The organism is Bacillus sp. FJAT-52991, assembly GCF_037201805.1.
Taxonomy (GTDB): domain Bacteria; phylum Bacillota; class Bacilli; order Bacillales; family Domibacillaceae; genus Bacillus_CE; species Bacillus_CE kandeliae.
In genome coordinates this window covers 945,849-963,043 of sequence record NZ_CP147404.1, presented here as the reverse complement: position 1 = coordinate 963,043, position 17,195 = coordinate 945,849, and the positions used below count along the sequence as shown (strand labels likewise).

Annotated in this window: 18 protein-coding genes and 1 other annotated feature; of the genes, 8 read left to right on the top strand and 10 right to left on the bottom strand. The window is 39.2% G+C overall.

The window, feature by feature from the left end:
* Together opp3b and WDJ61_RS05015 are read right to left on the bottom strand one after the other, a co-directional pair.
* The gene (gene opp3b, locus WDJ61_RS05020; protein WP_338753564.1) at positions 1 to 930 is read right to left on the bottom strand and encodes an oligopeptide ABC transporter permease; all 930 of its coding nucleotides are present in this window, start codon (positions 928 to 930) and stop codon (positions 1 to 3) included.
* 132 nt (positions 931 to 1,062) lie between these two features.
* Positions 1,063 to 2,712 (bottom strand): peptide ABC transporter substrate-binding protein, encoded by a 1,650-nt coding sequence (locus tag WDJ61_RS05015; protein WP_338753563.1) that lies wholly within the window; start codon positions 2,710 to 2,712, stop codon positions 1,063 to 1,065.
* Positions 2,713 to 3,082: 370 nt separating this feature from the next.
* Between WDJ61_RS05015 and WDJ61_RS05010 the strand changes: the two genes are divergently transcribed.
* From WDJ61_RS05010 to WDJ61_RS05000, 3 genes are all read left to right on the top strand, one after another.
* Positions 3,083 to 3,472 carry a DUF3899 domain-containing protein gene (locus WDJ61_RS05010; RefSeq protein WP_338753562.1) on the top strand — a complete coding sequence of 130 codons (390 nt, stop codon included), beginning with the start codon at positions 3,083 to 3,085 and terminating at the stop codon, positions 3,470 to 3,472.
* 56 nt (positions 3,473 to 3,528) lie between these two features.
* Positions 3,529 to 3,751, top strand: a binding site (T-box leader).
* 58 nt (positions 3,752 to 3,809) lie between these two features.
* On the top strand, positions 3,810 to 4,802 hold the full coding sequence (gene trpS, locus WDJ61_RS05005; RefSeq protein ID WP_338753561.1) for a tryptophan--tRNA ligase: 993 nt from the start codon (positions 3,810 to 3,812) through the stop codon (positions 4,800 to 4,802).
* 71 nt (positions 4,803 to 4,873) lie between these two features.
* Positions 4,874 to 5,014: a hypothetical protein gene (locus tag WDJ61_RS05000; RefSeq protein ID WP_338753559.1), complete on the top strand. Its 141-nt coding sequence runs from the start codon at positions 4,874 to 4,876 to the stop codon at positions 5,012 to 5,014.
* 36 nt (positions 5,015 to 5,050) lie between these two features.
* Here the strand turns inward: WDJ61_RS05000 and WDJ61_RS04995 are convergent, their stop codons facing one another.
* From WDJ61_RS04995 to WDJ61_RS04970, 6 genes are all read right to left on the bottom strand, one after another.
* Positions 5,051 to 5,812: a YjbA family protein gene (locus WDJ61_RS04995; RefSeq protein ID WP_338753558.1), complete on the bottom strand. Its 762-nt coding sequence runs from the start codon at positions 5,810 to 5,812 to the stop codon at positions 5,051 to 5,053.
* 74 nt (positions 5,813 to 5,886) lie between these two features.
* Complete coding sequence (locus WDJ61_RS04990; RefSeq protein WP_338753556.1) at positions 5,887 to 6,108, bottom strand: hypothetical protein; 222 nt, start codon at positions 6,106 to 6,108, stop codon at positions 5,887 to 5,889.
* A gap of 111 nt (positions 6,109 to 6,219) precedes the next feature.
* The gene (fabF, locus tag WDJ61_RS04985; protein ID WP_338753554.1) at positions 6,220 to 7,461 is read right to left on the bottom strand and encodes a beta-ketoacyl-ACP synthase II; all 1,242 of its coding nucleotides are present in this window, start codon (positions 7,459 to 7,461) and stop codon (positions 6,220 to 6,222) included.
* Positions 7,462 to 7,499: 38 nt separating this feature from the next.
* The gene (locus tag WDJ61_RS04980) at positions 7,500 to 8,432 is read right to left on the bottom strand and encodes a beta-ketoacyl-ACP synthase III (protein WP_338753553.1); all 933 of its coding nucleotides are present in this window, start codon (positions 8,430 to 8,432) and stop codon (positions 7,500 to 7,502) included.
* A gap of 345 nt (positions 8,433 to 8,777) precedes the next feature.
* Positions 8,778 to 8,966 (bottom strand): ComZ family protein, encoded by a 189-nt coding sequence (locus WDJ61_RS04975; protein ID WP_338753550.1) that lies wholly within the window; start codon positions 8,964 to 8,966, stop codon positions 8,778 to 8,780.
* Positions 8,953 to 9,936 (bottom strand): BMP family ABC transporter substrate-binding protein, encoded by a 984-nt coding sequence (locus WDJ61_RS04970; protein WP_338753549.1) that lies wholly within the window; start codon positions 9,934 to 9,936, stop codon positions 8,953 to 8,955. Before WDJ61_RS04970 ends, WDJ61_RS04975 begins: the two co-directional genes overlap by 14 nt.
* 199 nt (positions 9,937 to 10,135) lie before the next feature.
* On the opposite strand from WDJ61_RS04970, the gene WDJ61_RS04965 reads away from it, so the two are divergent.
* The gene (locus WDJ61_RS04965) at positions 10,136 to 10,330 is read left to right on the top strand and encodes a YjzD family protein (RefSeq protein ID WP_338753548.1); all 195 of its coding nucleotides are present in this window, start codon (positions 10,136 to 10,138) and stop codon (positions 10,328 to 10,330) included.
* A gap of 48 nt (positions 10,331 to 10,378) precedes the next feature.
* On the opposite strand, the gene clpB is transcribed toward WDJ61_RS04965, so the two are convergent.
* Positions 10,379 to 12,976 (bottom strand): ATP-dependent chaperone ClpB, encoded by a 2,598-nt coding sequence (gene clpB, locus WDJ61_RS04960; RefSeq protein WP_338753547.1) that lies wholly within the window; start codon positions 12,974 to 12,976, stop codon positions 10,379 to 10,381.
* Positions 12,977 to 13,157: 181 nt separating this feature from the next.
* Between clpB and WDJ61_RS04955 the strand changes: the two genes are divergently transcribed.
* Both WDJ61_RS04955 and WDJ61_RS04950 read left to right on the top strand, forming a co-directional pair.
* Complete coding sequence (locus tag WDJ61_RS04955) at positions 13,158 to 13,970, top strand: undecaprenyl-diphosphate phosphatase (RefSeq protein WP_413789061.1); 813 nt, start codon at positions 13,158 to 13,160, stop codon at positions 13,968 to 13,970.
* 194 nt (positions 13,971 to 14,164) lie between these two features.
* A complete protein-coding gene (locus tag WDJ61_RS04950; protein WP_338753545.1) occupies positions 14,165 to 14,857 on the top strand; it encodes a Crp/Fnr family transcriptional regulator in 693 nt (230 codons plus the stop codon).
* Positions 14,858 to 14,967: 110 nt separating this feature from the next.
* Here the strand turns inward: WDJ61_RS04950 and WDJ61_RS04945 are convergent, their stop codons facing one another.
* Positions 14,968 to 15,276, bottom strand: a complete 309-nt coding sequence (locus WDJ61_RS04945) for a metal-sulfur cluster assembly factor (RefSeq protein ID WP_338753544.1) — start codon at positions 15,274 to 15,276, stop codon at positions 14,968 to 14,970.
* A 165-nt stretch (positions 15,277 to 15,441) separates the two neighbouring features.
* Between WDJ61_RS04945 and WDJ61_RS04940 the strand changes: the two genes are divergently transcribed.
* A complete protein-coding gene (locus WDJ61_RS04940) occupies positions 15,442 to 16,251 on the top strand; it encodes a Cof-type HAD-IIB family hydrolase (RefSeq protein WP_338753543.1) in 810 nt (269 codons plus the stop codon).
* Positions 16,252 to 16,292: 41 nt separating this feature from the next.
* Positions 16,293 to 17,150 (top strand): DegV family protein, encoded by an 858-nt coding sequence (locus WDJ61_RS04935; protein WP_338754718.1) that lies wholly within the window; start codon positions 16,293 to 16,295, stop codon positions 17,148 to 17,150.
* The last annotated feature ends 45 nt before the right edge of the window (positions 17,151 to 17,195 follow it).

The window sequence follows — 17,195 nt, the reverse complement described above, 5'->3', positions numbered from 1 at the left end:
TCATTTCTTCCCTCCACTTATACGAATACGTGGATCAATCACTCCATATAGAATATCAACAACAAAGATGACAAAAATAAATAAAGCACTATAGAAAAGAGTTATCCCCATAATGACCGTAAAATCATTCGTCAAAATCGAACGAACAAATTGATCGCCTAGACCTGGAATACCAAAAATTCGTTCAATTACGAGTGAACCTGTCATAATATTTACAGCTAGCGGACCAAGTAAGGTGATGATTGGAATAAGTGCATTACGCAAGGCATGCTTTACCATAATTCCAGTCGAGCTAATTCCCTTCGCACGAGCAAGCATAATATAATCAGAGTTTAATATTTCTAACAATTCAGAACGCATATATCGAGCAACGGTAGCAATAACAAAGACCGATAACGCGATGGTTGGCAGTACTGAATAAGAAAACCCTTCCCACCCTAGAACAGGGAATAAATCGAATTGAACAGCAAGATAATATTGTAAAAAACCAGCAAACACAAAGGATGGAATCGAAATACCTAGAACAGAAAGAGTGGTTGCTACATAATCAACTGCCGTATTATGCTTTAATGCCGCTAACAAACCTAAAACCATACCGACTATTGTTCCTAAAACGATTGCCTGGAAACCTAGTAACGCGGAAGGGCCAATACGTTCAGCAACCATCGTTGACACGGGACGGTTGTCATATTGGAAAGACAAACCTAAATCTCCTTGGAATAAGCCTGTCATATAGTTCACATATTGAACTGGAAGAGGATCGTTGAGTCCATATTTCTCAAGAATAATTTCTTCTTGCTCAGGAGTAAGTTTTTCTTGATTTGTTAATGGAGACCCAGGAAGAAGTTTCATTAAGAAGAAAGTGACCGTTGCAATAATTAACAAAGTGATAAGCATATAAAATAAACGTTTAAGCGTGTATTTTAACACTTTTTACCCCTCCTTTACTTTTTAATATAAATAAATTTCTGTAAATTCTGACTATTTTCGCCTAATTAGGGAAAAAGGAGAGTATATGCTTTTTGACAAAGCATACACCCTCCTTTTATTATGGGAACATTCTTACTGAATTTCCGCCCATTTGTAAGAGTAATCTCCACCAGCATTGTGGAGTAAAATACCTTTTACATTCGTACGTTGTAAGTAAGCACGTGATCTTTGATAAATTGGAGCGATCGCTGCGTCCTCTTCTAATAAGATTTTTTCAGCCTTCACTAAATTATCCCAACGTTTTTCTGGTTCCATAATAAGCGTAGTTTTTGCTTCTTTAATCAATTTATCGTATTCTGGATTTGAATAACCTTGTTGATTATGAGCACCGCCTGTCACAAACATATCAAGGAATGTCATTGGATCAAGGTAATCTGGCCCCCAACCACCAATCGAGAAGTCATAATCCATATTTGTTTCCAGCTCAAGCTTTTGCTTAAATGGTTGTAGCTTAATGTTCACTGTTAAGCCTTCTAAATTCGTTTCAAGCTGTTCTTTAAGATATTCTGCAAGTTTTTTAGACGTATCATCATCATAAGTTAATAATTCTAAAGTAATTTGATCTTGGCCAAGCGCTTTTTTCGCTGCTTTCCAGTGTTTTTGTGCTTTTTTAATATCTGTTTGTAAGTATGTTCCTGCAGTTTCACGGAAGTCTTTGCCGTCTGGACCTTTAACAAAGTTTGCTGGTACAAAGTAATCTGCCGGTTTCGAACCGTTATTTAAAATAACATCTGTTACACCCGTTTTATCAAAGCCCATTGCGATCGCTTTACGAGCATCCACATTTTTCAATACCTCATTAGACGTTTGATTTAAACGTAGGAAGAATGTAGAAGCTTGATCAAATGTAAAGAATTCTTCTCTGTCTTTATACTTGTCGACAAACTCAGATGCTAAAATAATCCGGTCTGCATCTCCACTCTCGAACAAGTTCACCTCTGCTTGTACATCTTTAACTACTTTTGTATGAATCTCTTCAAGCTTTACTGTTTCTGCATCCCAATACTCTGGGTTTTTCTTCATGACATACTTATCCTCTTGCTTCCACTCAGAAAGTGTAAATGGACCATTATACAAGGTTGTATCCGCTTCTATACCAAATTTCTCTCCTTGTTCAGTCACGAATTTTTCATTTAGTGGCATAAATGTTCCGAAAGCTGTTAATTCTTTAAAGTAAGGAACTGGATTTTCCAATTGAACCTCTAATGTTTTCTCATCTAGTGCTTTCACACCAAGCTCTTCAGGCTTCATTTTCTTCTCATTCACCGCTTGAGCATTTTTAATATCATACATGATATATGCATACTCAGCTGCTGTATCTGGATTTAATGCACGTCTCCAAGAATATACGAAATCATGTGCGGTTACTGGATCACCGTTTGACCATTTCGCATCTCTTAATTTAAACGTCCATGTTTTACCGTCTTCGCTAATTGTTGGCTCGCCTTGTGCGATCCCTTCAACCGCTTGGTCATTTTCTCCTAAACGATAAAGACCTTCCATCGTGTTATTAAGGACTTCAAAAGAAACAGCATCCGTTGCAATGCTGGCGTCCATCGAAGGAATATCTTGTGTTGTTGTTAAATTTAATACATTTTTGTTCTTACTAGTCGTTTTGTCTCCTTCTCCACTTTCTTTCTTTTCACCGCCGCCACAAGCAGCTAGAAAAGTGCTCATTGCGAGCAGAAGCACAAGAAAGAGAGCTGTGCTTTTCTTTTTCATCTAGTAACCCCCCTCAATGATAATATCTTCCTGATTATTCAGAAGATTTCATAACTAATTATAAACAATCTTAACTTTTTTGCAATAATTATTTTATATTTTATTCACATTGTTGTCACAATTCAATACATTTCTTATTTTTCGTCACCCCCTCATTGGAATAAGGTTTCCATTTTAACTGAATAACTATTCACCGCGTTAAAGCGCTTTCATATTTAATTTATTCCTAATATTCCCTTTTTAATATTATTTTATGTATATAGTAATTTTTAAACATACACAATGATACTTATTAGCCCTTCTCTATATAAAGTTGAATAACTGTCTGCTTTTCGTTATAATTCTTTTGGTTTATGCGGAAAGGAAATGGGTGACTACTTTGACAAAGTTTCTTCGGTTATTCTTTATCAGTATTGGCATAAATATTATTTTTTCTATATTGTTCTCCTTATTTTCAGCACATTTCTTTAAAAGCCTGATAGATTACTCTTTCTTTTTTTCACTTATAAGTTTGACAGTGGGGGCTAGCTTATTTGTGATTGAAGGCGGCTTCTTTAATGGGATCCGTTATAGCTTTAAAAAATTGAGAAAATCATCGAAGGAAGGCGAATATATAGCTAGCTTTGATCATTTAGATGATACAAAAGAAATTTATGAAGAATATCCTAAACAGAGAGTGTTTACTTGGACTTATCCGCTTTTGGCTGGTGGAGGAGTTATTGCTCTTGCTACATTGATCATTGCGTTTATCATTAGCTAAACCATCTATTCCCTTGACTCTATTTTTGGTTTAATTTATAATCGGGTCACATATACTTGAAGCGTATAAGAAAGAAGAGTACAAACAGAAGTTGGTTATCAGAGAGCCTGCGTAGGTGTGAGCAGGTAGCCAAACTGGTTGGAATGGGCTTTCGATGCTCCATTTGCGAACTCATATAGTAGCAAAATGGCGTACCCCATGCGTTAAATGGCTAAAGAGGCTTAGTCGTCAGCTAAGCAACTTAGGGTGGCACCGCGGATACAACCATTCGTCCCTATTTTGGGATGGATGGTTTTTTTATGTTTATTTTTAACTACTTAAATTAAGGAGAGAATGGATGATGGAAAATATTTTTTCAGGTATTCAGCCGAGTGGCACGATTACATTAGGAAATTACATTGGAGCGATGAAGCAATTTACGGAACTACAGGATGATTATAATTGTTACTTCTGTATCGTTGATCAACATGCGATTACTGTCCCGCAAGACAGGTTGCAGCTTCGCAAAAATATTCGTAGCTTAGCGGCTCTTTACCTTGCAGTGGGCATTGATCCAGAGAAAGCGACGTTATTTATTCAATCGGAGGTTCCTGCTCATGCTCAAGCTGGTTGGATGCTTCAATGCGTGGCTTATATCGGTGAGCTTGAGCGTATGACACAATTTAAAGATAAATCATCAGGAAAAGAAGCGGTTGCGGCTGGTTTATTGACTTACCCTCCGTTGATGGCTGCTGATATTTTATTGTATAACACACATTTAGTTCCTGTTGGTGAAGATCAGAAGCAGCATCTTGAGCTCACTCGTGATTTGGCTGAGAGATTTAACCGCAAGTACAATGACATTTTCACCATTCCTGAAGTACGCATTCCAAAATCAGGAGCGCGCGTGATGTCCCTTCAAGATCCAATGAAAAAAATGAGCAAATCAGATCCTAACTCTAAAGCGTTTATTACTCTGTTAGATGAACCAAAGCAAATCGAAAAGAAAATTAAAAGTGCCGTCACTGATTCAGAAGGCGTCGTCAAGTTTGATAAAGAAAACAAGCCAGGTGTGTCTAATTTACTTTCGATTTATTCCGTTTTAGAACAAGTTTCTATCGAGGAACTTGAACAACGCTATGAAGGCAAAGGCTACGGAGAATTTAAAGGCGATTTAGCCGAAGTCGTCGTTCGCCATCTTGAACCGATTCAAAAGCGTTATTATGAATTAATTGATTCTGAAGAACTCGACCGCATCCTTGATGAAGGTGCAGAAAAGGCCAATAAAGTCGCAGCAAAAATGATCAAAAAAATGGAAAACGCTATGGGGCTAGGAAGAAAAAGACGGTAATAACTAAAGTGGAAGGACCCGTTTAGCGACGTATGGACTGGAATGATCCGCACGAGATAAAGGAAAACGAAATGCAGAGCCAACTTGTTCAGTCGCTCGACAACACGATGAACGTCAGTGAATCGATGTTGACTTATCGCAAGGAGGAGCATGAAAGTCCACTAGCCGCTGGGGACTGGAGCTGGATGATGACTAAAGCAGAAGTCCGATAAAAAGACTGAATCTAAGCCGATTCAGTCTTTTTATGTTTATTGATTGCTCGATTGATTAATTTTTGACGCGTTTTCCACTTCCCATAGCTTTTCAAAGAAGGCTTGTCCTTTAATCAGATTTTCACATAAACGATAGTGGTGTTTCGACCAACCCGTCTTTGCCTCTTGATTAAAAGCTTGCTTCACTGCTTCACAGTCCATTGATTGAATGTCCTCATACTTATCAGGCGCCCATTCGGTGTACCAATAGCGAATTTCCGCTGAATTTTTTGATAAGAACAGTTGGTCTAAAGCCATAAAAAGCAATTGCTTTAACTGTCTTTCTTTACGAGTTAATCCCTTCATACTGATCGGATCAAGAGATAAAATATGATATTCTTTTTCTTCTGAAGCGGATTCAAATTCGTACTCTTCAACTGGATGAACTTGGAACATTTCGTATACAAGTTGTTCCTGTCGAGGAACGAGGCGACTTTTTCTAACAGGAATCGTATACCCCATTGTGTCAATCGCTAGAATCCCCTTCCCATCTGAAACAACAAAGCAATGTTCAAGCTGAATTCGTTCGTGATTTCTACGCAGAAAGGCTTTTTTTCTTACGTCTTCAAGTAATTGCTTCGGTAGTTCAGATAATTGATTCTCAATATAATCAAATAATGGCTCTTCGACTAATACAACTGGCACCTGATCTAATAACTCAACAGCGTCATCTTTACGCCACTCATGAAAATGACAGACATTATAACCATTTTCCTCTCCTTCAAACCAATTCACCCAGACATCATGAAGATACAACATAATGACCCTCCTCACTTCTTCATCTATTTGTCTTAAAGTATGGGCAAAATAAAGTCATATTATTCCTTGTAAGTCTATATTTTCTCAACTTTCCACTTTGACGGGAAATAAATGGAAATAGCCATCAATACGAATCCAATAATGAATAAGTGACATTCTGAACGATCCAAAATAAAGGTGAGATACTCTTTCAACGTCCAACCAGCCGTTAATAAATTTAAATACATTATGCAGCTAACTCCTCCGAGAACAGCAAATCCAAACCCGATTAAAAAGAGCGCTATACGAAAGGTCATTAGCTTCTTCCTTTATTTATTTTTCTGCTTGTCCTATATGTATGATTAGCTGATGAAAACATGCAAAAAAGAGATAACTAAAATTGAAACTTTTAGTTATCTCTTTTATCGTTATTTCTTAAATTTACGCAATGCGATAGTCGCGTTATGACCACCAAATCCTAAAGAGTTGCTAAGGGCCATGTGAATTTCTTTTTTCCGAGATTCGTTCGGTGTATAGTCAAGATCACATTCTGGATCCGGTGTTTCATAATTAATCGTTGGTGGAATCATATCGTTTTTAATCGCTAACGCCGTAAAAATAGCTTCTACTCCACCAGCAGCTCCGAGCAAATGACCAGTCATTGATTTCGTCGAGCTAATGGAAAGCTTCTTGGCATGATCACCAAACACTTGCTTAATGGCCATCGTTTCAAACTTATCATTGTAAGGTGTGCTCGTTCCGTGAGCGTTAATATAATCGACTTCTTCAGGGGAAGCACCTGCATCATCGATCGCGATTTGCATCGCTCTAGCTCCACCTTCTCCACCTGGAGCTGGTGCAGTAATATGATGAGCATCTCCTGTTGAACCGTAACCCACAATTTCTGCATAAATTTTTGCCCCACGTTTTAAGGCATGTTCAAGTTCTTCAAGAACAAGCAAGCCTGCTCCCTCACCCATCACAAATCCATCGCGATTGGCATCAAATGGACGACTGGCTGTCTTTGGATCAGGGTTGGTTGAAAGTGCTGTGTTCGCACAAAATCCTGCCATTGACATTTGAGTAATTGGTGCTTCACTTCCACCTGTAATCATCGCATCAGCATCTCCACGCTGAATGACTTTAAATGCATCTCCAATGGAGTTTGTCCCTGTTGCACAAGCTGTAACTGTACAAGAATTGACTCCCTTCGCACCTAGATAAATGGAGACTTGACCTGCTGCCATATCTGGAATCATCATCGGCACAAAGAAAGGACTAACGCGACGATAGCCACGTTCTAAAAATGTTTTAAATTGGCTTTCGAATGTTTCCATTCCACCAATACCAGAGCCTACCCAAACTCCGATTCGTTTAGCATTTGTTTCATCAATTGTTAAATCTGCATCCTTCACGGCCATTTTCGCAGCAACGACAGCAAATTGAGTAAAGCGGTCCATTTTGCGTGCTTCTTTCTTGTCCATGAATTGCTCAGGATCAAAGTCATTAATTTCAGCCGCTACTTTTGCCGGATAATCGTCAGGATTAACTCGTGTTAACGGTTTAATACCGCTTACTCCACCTAATACATTTGCCCATGCTTCTTCTAATGAATTCCCTACAGGAGAGACAATACCAAGCCCTGTAATGACTACTCTACGTTTTTCCATGTTTCCACTCCTCATGTATTCATAAAAAAGTTTTCGTTTTAACGTCCCCATCTCATGGCAATGGCACCCCAGGTTAAGCCGCCGCCAAATCCTACCATGACCAGTAAATCATCATCTTTAATGTTCCCAGCTTCCAATTCTTCAACGAAAGTGAGCGGAATAGACGCTGCTGATGTATTTCCATATTTATTAATGGTAACTGACATTTTTTCTATCGGCAAATCTAAGCGTTGTCTCGCCGCTTCCATAATACGAATATTTGCTTGATGCGGCAAGAGAAAATCAACATCTTCTTTTTGTAATCCCGCTTTTTCTAGAACATTTATACAAGATTCCCCCATTTGACGGACAGCAAACTTGAATACTTCCCGCCCGTTCATTTTGACATGTTGATCTTGATATAAATGCTTGAAACCAGAACCATCTGCGCCCAGTTCAAATGATAAAATTCCGCGCCCTTCTGAAACTGGGCCAAGTAAAGCCGCTCCTGCCCCATCACCGAACAGCACAGCTGTATTGCGATCGTTCCAATCTAGTATTCTAGATAATTTCTCGACGCCAACCACGAGCACATATTTGTAAACTCCCGTGTCAATAAATTGCTTAGCTGTCACAATTCCATACATAAAGCCCGCACAAGCTGCACTAATATCCATGGCGGCTGCTTTTCTCGCCCCAATTTGCTCCTGAATCATGCAAGCAACTGAAGGAAAAGAATAGTCCGGTGTGACCGTAGCAACTATGATTAGATCAATTTCCTCTGGAGCGATGCCAGCTTGCTCCACCGCTTTTTTCGCTGCTTTCACCCCCATATGAGAGGTGTTTTCTTCCTCTTCAGCAATTCTTCGTTCTTCTATTCCAGTCCGGGTCCGAATCCACTCATCTGAAGTATCCATCACTTTTTCCAAATCTGCATTAGTTATGATTTTATCAGGCACATAACGCCCCATTCCAAGAATACCAGTATTCATAACGGTTTCCCTTCTTTCAACCTCTTTTTTAAAATGATATCAATTATTAAGACTTGGTACTAATTTTACTGAAAACAACTCTATTTTGCAATAGGGGGAATTTGTAGCATGAGGTCGAGTGGTTGCAATGAATAAGCGGTCTTCAGACTCGCAACTGATTATTGGACTCGGACGACTAATTTTCTCGATTTCCCGCTCGATTATAAGCAATGGACGACCGTTTTTTACTTCTACGCGACTGATCAGGACACATTTCCGACTAAAACGCTTTTCCGAGTCATGTTCTTTTATTTTTCCCACTAAAAAAGAGAGCATCCGTCACTGTGTGGATGGCTCTCTTTCGATTTAGTTGCTCTCTTCGGCATCTTTTTTTCCTAGTTCATAGGCTTCGTTCATAACTTTTAAAAACATCTCCATAAAAGGTTCCATAAGGTCCATGGAGAATTCAATGCCTGCTTCTTTTACTTTCTCCTGTGCCTCTGGAAGGTATTTCATCGCGATCTGCATAAATTCTAAGTTTTTATTTTCGTTCATTTTTTTCCTCCGCTTTTCTTGGAAGCTTACCGGTTTCAATATAATGATCAATGTCCCTATTGATTCTATTCACAAAATCTTTATCCAATACCGGGCTAAATTCACTTAATGAAATCACTCCATCTTGGAAGTCAAAGTGTAGGTTACCTGATTTCAATTCCCCTTCAACAAAGCGAGTAGCAGCAAGTAAATATAACTTATCAACATGTTGAACAGTACTGGTTAATACAGTTTCTTTCCCAAGGTCAGATTGATCAGAAACAAAACCGATGGCGTACAATCCTTGTTCCTTTAATTTCTCAATAACAGGTACATTATACCCATCTCCCGCTGGATAGACAACATCGGCATCTTGAGCAATGATTGATTCTAATAGTGTCAGCGCTTTTTCAGAATCATCCCAGTCGTCTACATACTTTGTTACAACTTGAATATCTGGGCGTTCAAACTTTGCCCCTTCGACAAAGCCCTTCACCTCAGGTTGCCATTTATAGGTAGCTAAAATACCAATGGTTCCTGTTTTCGAGGCATGTGCGGCTGTCATTCCACCAAAGAACCCCATGGCATGAGATTCAAACTTTAGGCTTGTTGTATTTTTCTCTGTTGCATTGCCATTAAAACTGACAAAATGCATATCAGGATATTCCGGTGCAATTTTATTAAAATACTCACTGTATTCACTTCCATGCCCAAATACAAGTGTAACGCCTTTATGATCAAATTCTTCGACTGCTCGTTCCACTAGAGCTTGAGAATCCATTCCTTCTTTATAAAAGATTTCTGAACCGTATTGAGACTGAATTTTCATCATCCCTTTATAGCCCTTTGTTCCCCATACTTGGTCATTGATCGTTTTAGGAACAAGTAACCCTACTTTGCCAATTAATTCAGCATCATTATTTGTTTGACATCCCGTAGTAACTACTAACAAAAGGACAGTGAGTGTCAGCAACATTATTTTTCTTATCATAGACTGAGTACTCCTTCTAAATAGATATCACTCCCTTTCCTATCTTACTTCTATTTAGCAAGGAGAAAAAGAGAAATCTTTTATTGAGAACGGATAAAAATATAAATGAGCGAAAATATATCTTTATCGAGCTCTAATTGCTGTGCTAAAATTAAAAGTGAGTGACAAAAAAGATTTTCATTGAAGGAGGAAAAATTCGGTGCAATATATTATGACTTTCTTTTGGACTTTCTTACTGATTGAAATGTTAACTTACGTTGTTTGCTCTATGAATGGAATAACATTCACTATAGCAACAATGGGAATGACAGGTTTAATTATTTCAGTCATTGTAACTATTCTTCTATTTGTCCTTTCTGCCCTTATTCCAAACGACCCAGTAGAACATCATTAAGAATAACAATTGAAAAAATAGGCTGTCCCATGCAGGACAGCCTATTTTTTATTTCACAACGAGTTCATTGTCCTCTACATCAATAATAGCCGTTCCATGAGCAGAAACCTTTCCAGCAATCATCTCTCGGGCCAGCTTTGTTTCTAAGTGATGCTGAATAAAGCGTTTCAGAGGGCGTGCTCCATACACAGGATCAAATCCTTCGTTAGCAATCAATTCCTTCGCTGCTTCTGTTACTTCTAGCTTAATTTGCTGATCATCTAGCCGCTTTCTTAGATCATTAAGCATTCGGTCAGCAATTCCTTTAATATTATCCAAGCTTAATGGCTTAAATAAAACAATATCGTCCACTCGATTCAAAAACTCTGGTCGGAAATGACGCCGTAATTGCTGAAGTACTTGTTCTTTCGTTTCTTCTTGGATTTCTTCTGTATTTTCTGTTCGTTCTAATAAAAATTCAGAGCCAATATTGGACGTCATAATCACAACCGTGTTTTTACAATCTATTGTTCGGCCTTGAGAGTCAGTGATACGACCATCATCAAGCATTTGCAGTAAAATATTAAATACTTCTGAATGCGCTTTTTCAATTTCATCAAGCAACACAACGGAATACGGTTTTCTTCGTAATGCTTCCGTTAGCTGCCCCCCTTCTTCATAGCCAACATATCCTGGAGGCGCTCCGATCAATCGGGAAACAGCATGCTTTTCCATGTATTCCGACATATCAATCCGAATCATTTGTTCTTCACTATCAAATAGCGTATGAGCCAGTGTTTTCGCTAACTCTGTTTTCCCTACTCCTGTTGGACCGAGGAAAATAAATGAGCCGATGGGACGATTGGGATCTTTAATGCCAGCACGAGCCCGCAACACCGCGTCGCTTACAAGTTGAACGGCTTCATCTTGTCCCACCACGCGCTCATGCATAATGCTCTCAAGGCGCAACAATTTTTCTCGTTCTCCTTCAACCAGCTTTGTTACTGGAATACCTGTCCATCGGGAAACAATCGCTGAAATCTCTTCATCCGTTACTTCTTCTCTTAACAGCCGATGCTCGTTGTTTTCGGAGGCAGCCATGGCTTTTTCCAACTCATGAAGCTCTTTTTCCATCATTGGAATTTTGCCGTGGCGCAGTTCAGCTGCTTTATTTAAATCATAGCGATTTTCAGCATCCTCTAGCTCTCGTCTTAATTTCTCTAGCTGTTCCCTTTTCTCTTGCACGCGCTGAATGGCTTCTTTCTCCGCTTCCCATCTTGCTCTCATTTCATTCGCTTTTTCTTTTAAATTAACCAGTTCTTCTTGTAATTGCAGAAGACGGTCTTTACTCGCTTGATCCTTCTCTTTCTTTAACGCAGCCTCTTCAATTTCAAGCTGCATCACACGGCGTGTCACTTCATCCAGTTCGCTTGGCATCGAATCAATCTCGGTCCGAATCATCGCACATGCTTCATCCACTAAATCAATCGCTTTGTCTGGTAAGAAACGATCAGTAATATAGCGATTTGATAATGTAGCTGCTGCAACAATCGCCCGGTCATGAATATTCACTCCGTGGTGAATTTCAAATCGTTCCTTCAGCCCCCGTAAAATAGAAATCGTATCTTCTACTGTCGGCTCTTGCACAAGCACTTGTTGAAAGCGGCGTTCAAGTGCAGGATCTTTCTCAATATATTTGCGATGCTCCTCTAACGTTGTCGCCCCGATACAGTGAAGCTCTCCACGCGCAAGCATTGGCTTTAACATATTGCCAGCGTCCATTGCTCCCTCTGTCTTACCAGCGCCAACAATCGTATGGATTTCATCAATGAACAATAAGATGCGACCATCACTTTTCTTCACTTCACTTAATACAGCCTTCAATCGTTCCTCAAACTCTCCACGAAATTTGGCCCCAGCAATTAACGAACTCATATCTAATGAAAAAATCGTCTTGTCTTTTAATCCATCTGGTACATCTTTACGAACAATTCGCTGAGCTAATCCTTCGACAATCGCCGTTTTTCCAACACCCGGCTCTCCAATTAAGACCGGATTATTTTTTGTCTTTCTTGAGAGAATGCGAATGACATGGCGAATTTCTTGATCACGACCGATCACTGGATCAAGTTTTCCTGAGCGAACTTCCTCCACTAAATCACGACCATATTTACTTAACGCTTCATAACTCGCTTCTGGATGTGGTGACGTCACTTTTTGATTCCCCCTTATATCATTAATAGCCTGTTCTATTTTCTCTTTTGTTAATGTTTCTTTCGTTAAAAACCTCTTCATTTCATAATCGTTTGTACTTGCTAAAGCAAGGGCCATATGTTCAACTGACAAGTACTCATCTTTCCATGCCTCTTTAACTTGATTAGCTGCTTGTATTAAATTTTGTACAGAAGCTGATAAATATGCTCCGTATTGAACATGGGCTCCTGAAATGACTGGCTTTTTCGCCAGTTCACTCTCTAAAAAAGCTTTCCAGTTAACATCGCTGCTTCCCGCACGCTCGATAATTCTCGTCAATAAACTGTCAGGACGATTTACTAATGCCGATAATAAGTGGCAAAGATCGATTTCTGTATGCTCATGCTCCTTCGCAAGTGTTTGTGCATCTGATAATCCTTGTTGCAAAGAATGTGTCATTTGTTCAATATCCAATGTCCCTCACCTCTTTTGACCTTTTTTGACCTTTGTAATCATTATATTTCTTTCACAATAGACTTGTAAAGTGATAAGCTAGTCACTAGGAAAAAAGGTTATTTTAACCAAAACACTTTACAGTTGCCCTCACTTTAGTGTTCAGTGATGAAAGTTAACTATTTATTGGAGGATTATGACCGTGGATGATGCTATTTTACTATTAAAATATTTACTATTAGGAATGTTTCAAGGATTTACAGAACCGATTCCCATTTCATCAAGTGGACATTTACAGCTTGCCCAACATTTTTTCGGCATTGAAATTAAAGGCTTGACCTTTGAATTAATGGTGAATACCGCTTCCTTGTTAGCTGTATTGATGGTTTATCGCCAAGATATTGTCCGCCTAGCAAGCAACGGATTGAGCTATGTGAAAACAAAAAATCCGGACGATCGTTCTGAGTTTATGTTTATCGTTTATTTAATTATTGCTACCATTCCAGCTGGAGTGATTGGTGTTGTCTTTGGAGATTTCATTGAAGAAGAATTATCTGGTGTTCGTACAGTTGCCATCACATTAATCATTACCGGTATTGCCTTATGGACGATTCGTAATTTGCGTGGCCGTAAAAATGATGGCGATATGAAACTAAGAGATGCGTTAATCATTGGTTTTGCGCAAGCGATTGCTTTAATCCCAGGTATTAGCCGCTCAGGCGCAACCATTGTTGCGGCGATGGGGCTAGGGATGAAACAAGAAACGGCCCTTCGTTTTTCCTTTTTGCTGTTTATCCCTGTTAGCCTTGGCGGTGCGATTTTAAGCTTTTCAGACATTTTAAGTGATCCACAACTTACTCAGCTAGCTATTCCTTATGCACTTGCCTTCATTGGTTCATTTGTCATGTCTTACTTTTCATTAAAATGGTTTATGAACATTATGGCCCAAGGAAATTTAAAATACTTCGCCATCTACTGCTTTATCGTCGGGCCACTTGTGCTTTTCTTTACCTAATAACAAAACGGGGGAGCCATCTTCATTTGGCCCCCTTTTTCTATTCACGCCCCCATACTTCAAGCAGAACTGACTCCAGTGAATTCGTTATCCCGTTTGTAGGCGTAAAATACTTTTTTGCATCTCGGGTTGTTTATTACTTTTTTTACTATTAAAATGAGAGTAATTAAATTTGTTTATAGAAGGAGAGTTCAATGAACAGATGCCGTTCTCTTTCAGAAAAGTTCACCAAACTATTTGAGGAAGAAAAGACCGTGAAACTCTTCCGTAAAGGAGATTATTTATTTCAAGAAGCGACTGAAGCAAAAGAACTGTTCTTGCTTTTAAGCGGAAAAGTTCAAGTGAGCAAATTTTTTCCAGATGGACGTGAATTGTCCTTACGTATTTGTGGAAAAGGCGATATCATCGCTGAATTTTCCGTTTTTGCCAATAACACACAATATTTATCTAACGGAAAAATTTTAGAACATGGTGAAGCGCTCGTCATGACGAAAAAGCAACTAGAAGAAGTGCTTTCCTCCGACCCTCAATTAATGATGAAATGGTTCGAATATACTCAGCTAGATAACCAAAAAACACAGTCAAAATTACGCGACTTAATTATACACGGAAAAAAAGGCGGCGTGTATTCCACACTCATTCGATTAAGCAATACATTCGGAAAACAAACTGAAGAGGGGATCCTTATAGATGTGACATTAACGAATCAAGAAATTGCTAATTTATGTGGTACATCACGCGAAGTCGTCAATCGCATGTTCAGTGAACTGCGCAAGCAAAACATTATCTCTATCCAAAAGAGCCAGCTAATCATCCATGACCTTGACTATTTGAAAAAAGCCATCGACTGCGAAAACTGCCCAATAGAAATATGCCAAATTGATTAATACTAAAGCGGAAGCGCCTTGTTCAGCCCCGACAAGCAACATAAAAAGGATGTAACCATTTTACAGTTACATCCTTTTTATGTTGTCTATCTCTAGTAATCAATGTATGTTTATTGAATACCAAGAGCAATTTTGGCATAACGAGACATTTTGTCACGAGTCCATGGCGGATTCCAAACAATATTTACTTCTACCTCTTTTACTTCAGGGATATCTGCCAGTGCAGCTTTCACTTGATCAACAATCACACCAGCCAGTGGACATCCCATAGCTGTTAATGTCATCGTAACAATTGCCTTTCCGTCCTCTTCCATATCAATATCGTAAACGAGGCCAAGGTTCACAATGTCAATGCCAAGCTCCGGGTCGATGACTTGTTCAAGCGCACCCATAATGTTTTCTTTTAAATCTTGATCCATGTCTTTCCCTCCAATTCCTTTTTCATTATTTCTACTATAACAAAAGGAGGAATGAATTATCACCCTTGATGCTTATAATTATTGGTAGTTTTAACATTGGACATATTGATTTATTAGAGCGTACACTAAAGAAGTAAACATATAGGAAAAGGAGCGTGCCGCTTGATGACTGAAAAGCATTTAATTGTATTAGATTTAGATGGAACTTTGCTGACTGATGAAAAAACGATTTCTCCCCGAACGAAACAAACGCTTCAAAAAGTGATGGAACAAGGACATGAAGTCATGATTGCTACTGGCCGTCCTTATCGTTCAAGTGAACTTTACTATAAAGAACTTGGTTTAACGACACCCATTGTCAACTTTAACGGTGCCTTCATTCATCATCCAAGAAACGATGCTTGGGGGATGTACCATGAACCAATGGACGTGAAAACAGCTATTGACATTGTTGAGGCTTGCCATGAATTTAATTTCCATAATATCGTTGCTGAAGTCATGGATAATTTATATTTCCATTACCATGATGAGCGACTACTTGACATCTTTAGCATGGGGAATCCTGAGATCACAACAGGAGATCTTCGACGAGTGCTAACAGAACATCCTACTTGTCTGTTAATTCATGCCGTCGAGGAGCATGTACCGAATATTCGCAAGCATTTAAGTGATGTTCACGCAGAACTGATTGACCACCGGCGTTGGGGGGCTCCTTGGCACGTCATTGAATTAGTGAAAGCTGGCTTAAATAAAGCAGTCGGCATTCAACGAGCAGCAGTCGACCTTCACATTCCAAAAGAACGAATCATTGCTTTCGGCGATGAAGATAACGACTTAGAAATGATTGAATATGCTGGAATTGGTGTGGCTATGGGAAATGGCATCGATCAACTGAAAAACATTGCCAACGAAGTGACATTAACGAATGAAGAAGATGGGATTGCTGTCTTTTTAGAAGAAAGACTTCGTCTATAAAAATACTCAAATATATAAATCACTGTATGAAGGAGGGAATTATATCGATGAGATTATTTGCCGACACAGCCTGTGATTTACCGCTCACCTTTCTCAACAACGAGCATATTACCTTAATACCACTGCATGTCCATTTAAACGGTCAAGATTACGAAGATATGAAAGGGATTGATCCGAAAAAAGTATATGAAGCGATCAGAGGCGGCGAGATGCCTAAAACGTCTCAAGCCTCTCCACTCCTGCTAGAAAAGTTGTTTACCGATCTGGCAAAAAGCGGAGAACCAGGTATTTACCCTGCCCTTTCTTCTGCTTTATCGGGTACGTACCAAACAGCGGTAATGATTCGAGATCAAGTGAAAGAACAATATCCAACGCTTGATTTAACCATTATTGATACGAAGGCAGCTTCCTTAGGCTATGGGTTAATCATCTTGCGTGCTGCTGAAAGGCTACATCAAGCCTCCAAAGAAGAACTTATTTCAAATATCCATTTCTATTGTCATCATATGGAACATATTTTTACCGTAGAGGATCTAGCGTATTTAGCAAAAGGCGGGCGCTTATCAAACGGAGCCGCTTGGATTGGCGGATTATTAAATATTAAACCGATTTTACATGTAGAGGACGGGAAGCTCATTCCTATTGAAAAAGTTCGCGGTCGAAAAAAAGCTTTTCATCGTATGCTTGATTTAATGGAGCAGCGTGGCGAAGCACTGTCTTCCCAACGAATCGCTATTAGCCATGGGGATGATAGCGAAGCAGCCCAGCAGCTTAAACAAATGATTGAAGAACGCTTTAACCCTCAGGAAGTTGCGGTTCATATGATTGGCTCGACGATTGCTTCTCATGCTGGTCCCGGAACAATGGCCTTATTCTTTTTAAATAAACAACCAAATTAATAGAATTTGCTGGTTGTATTCCCTTCCATTATAATGATGGATAAA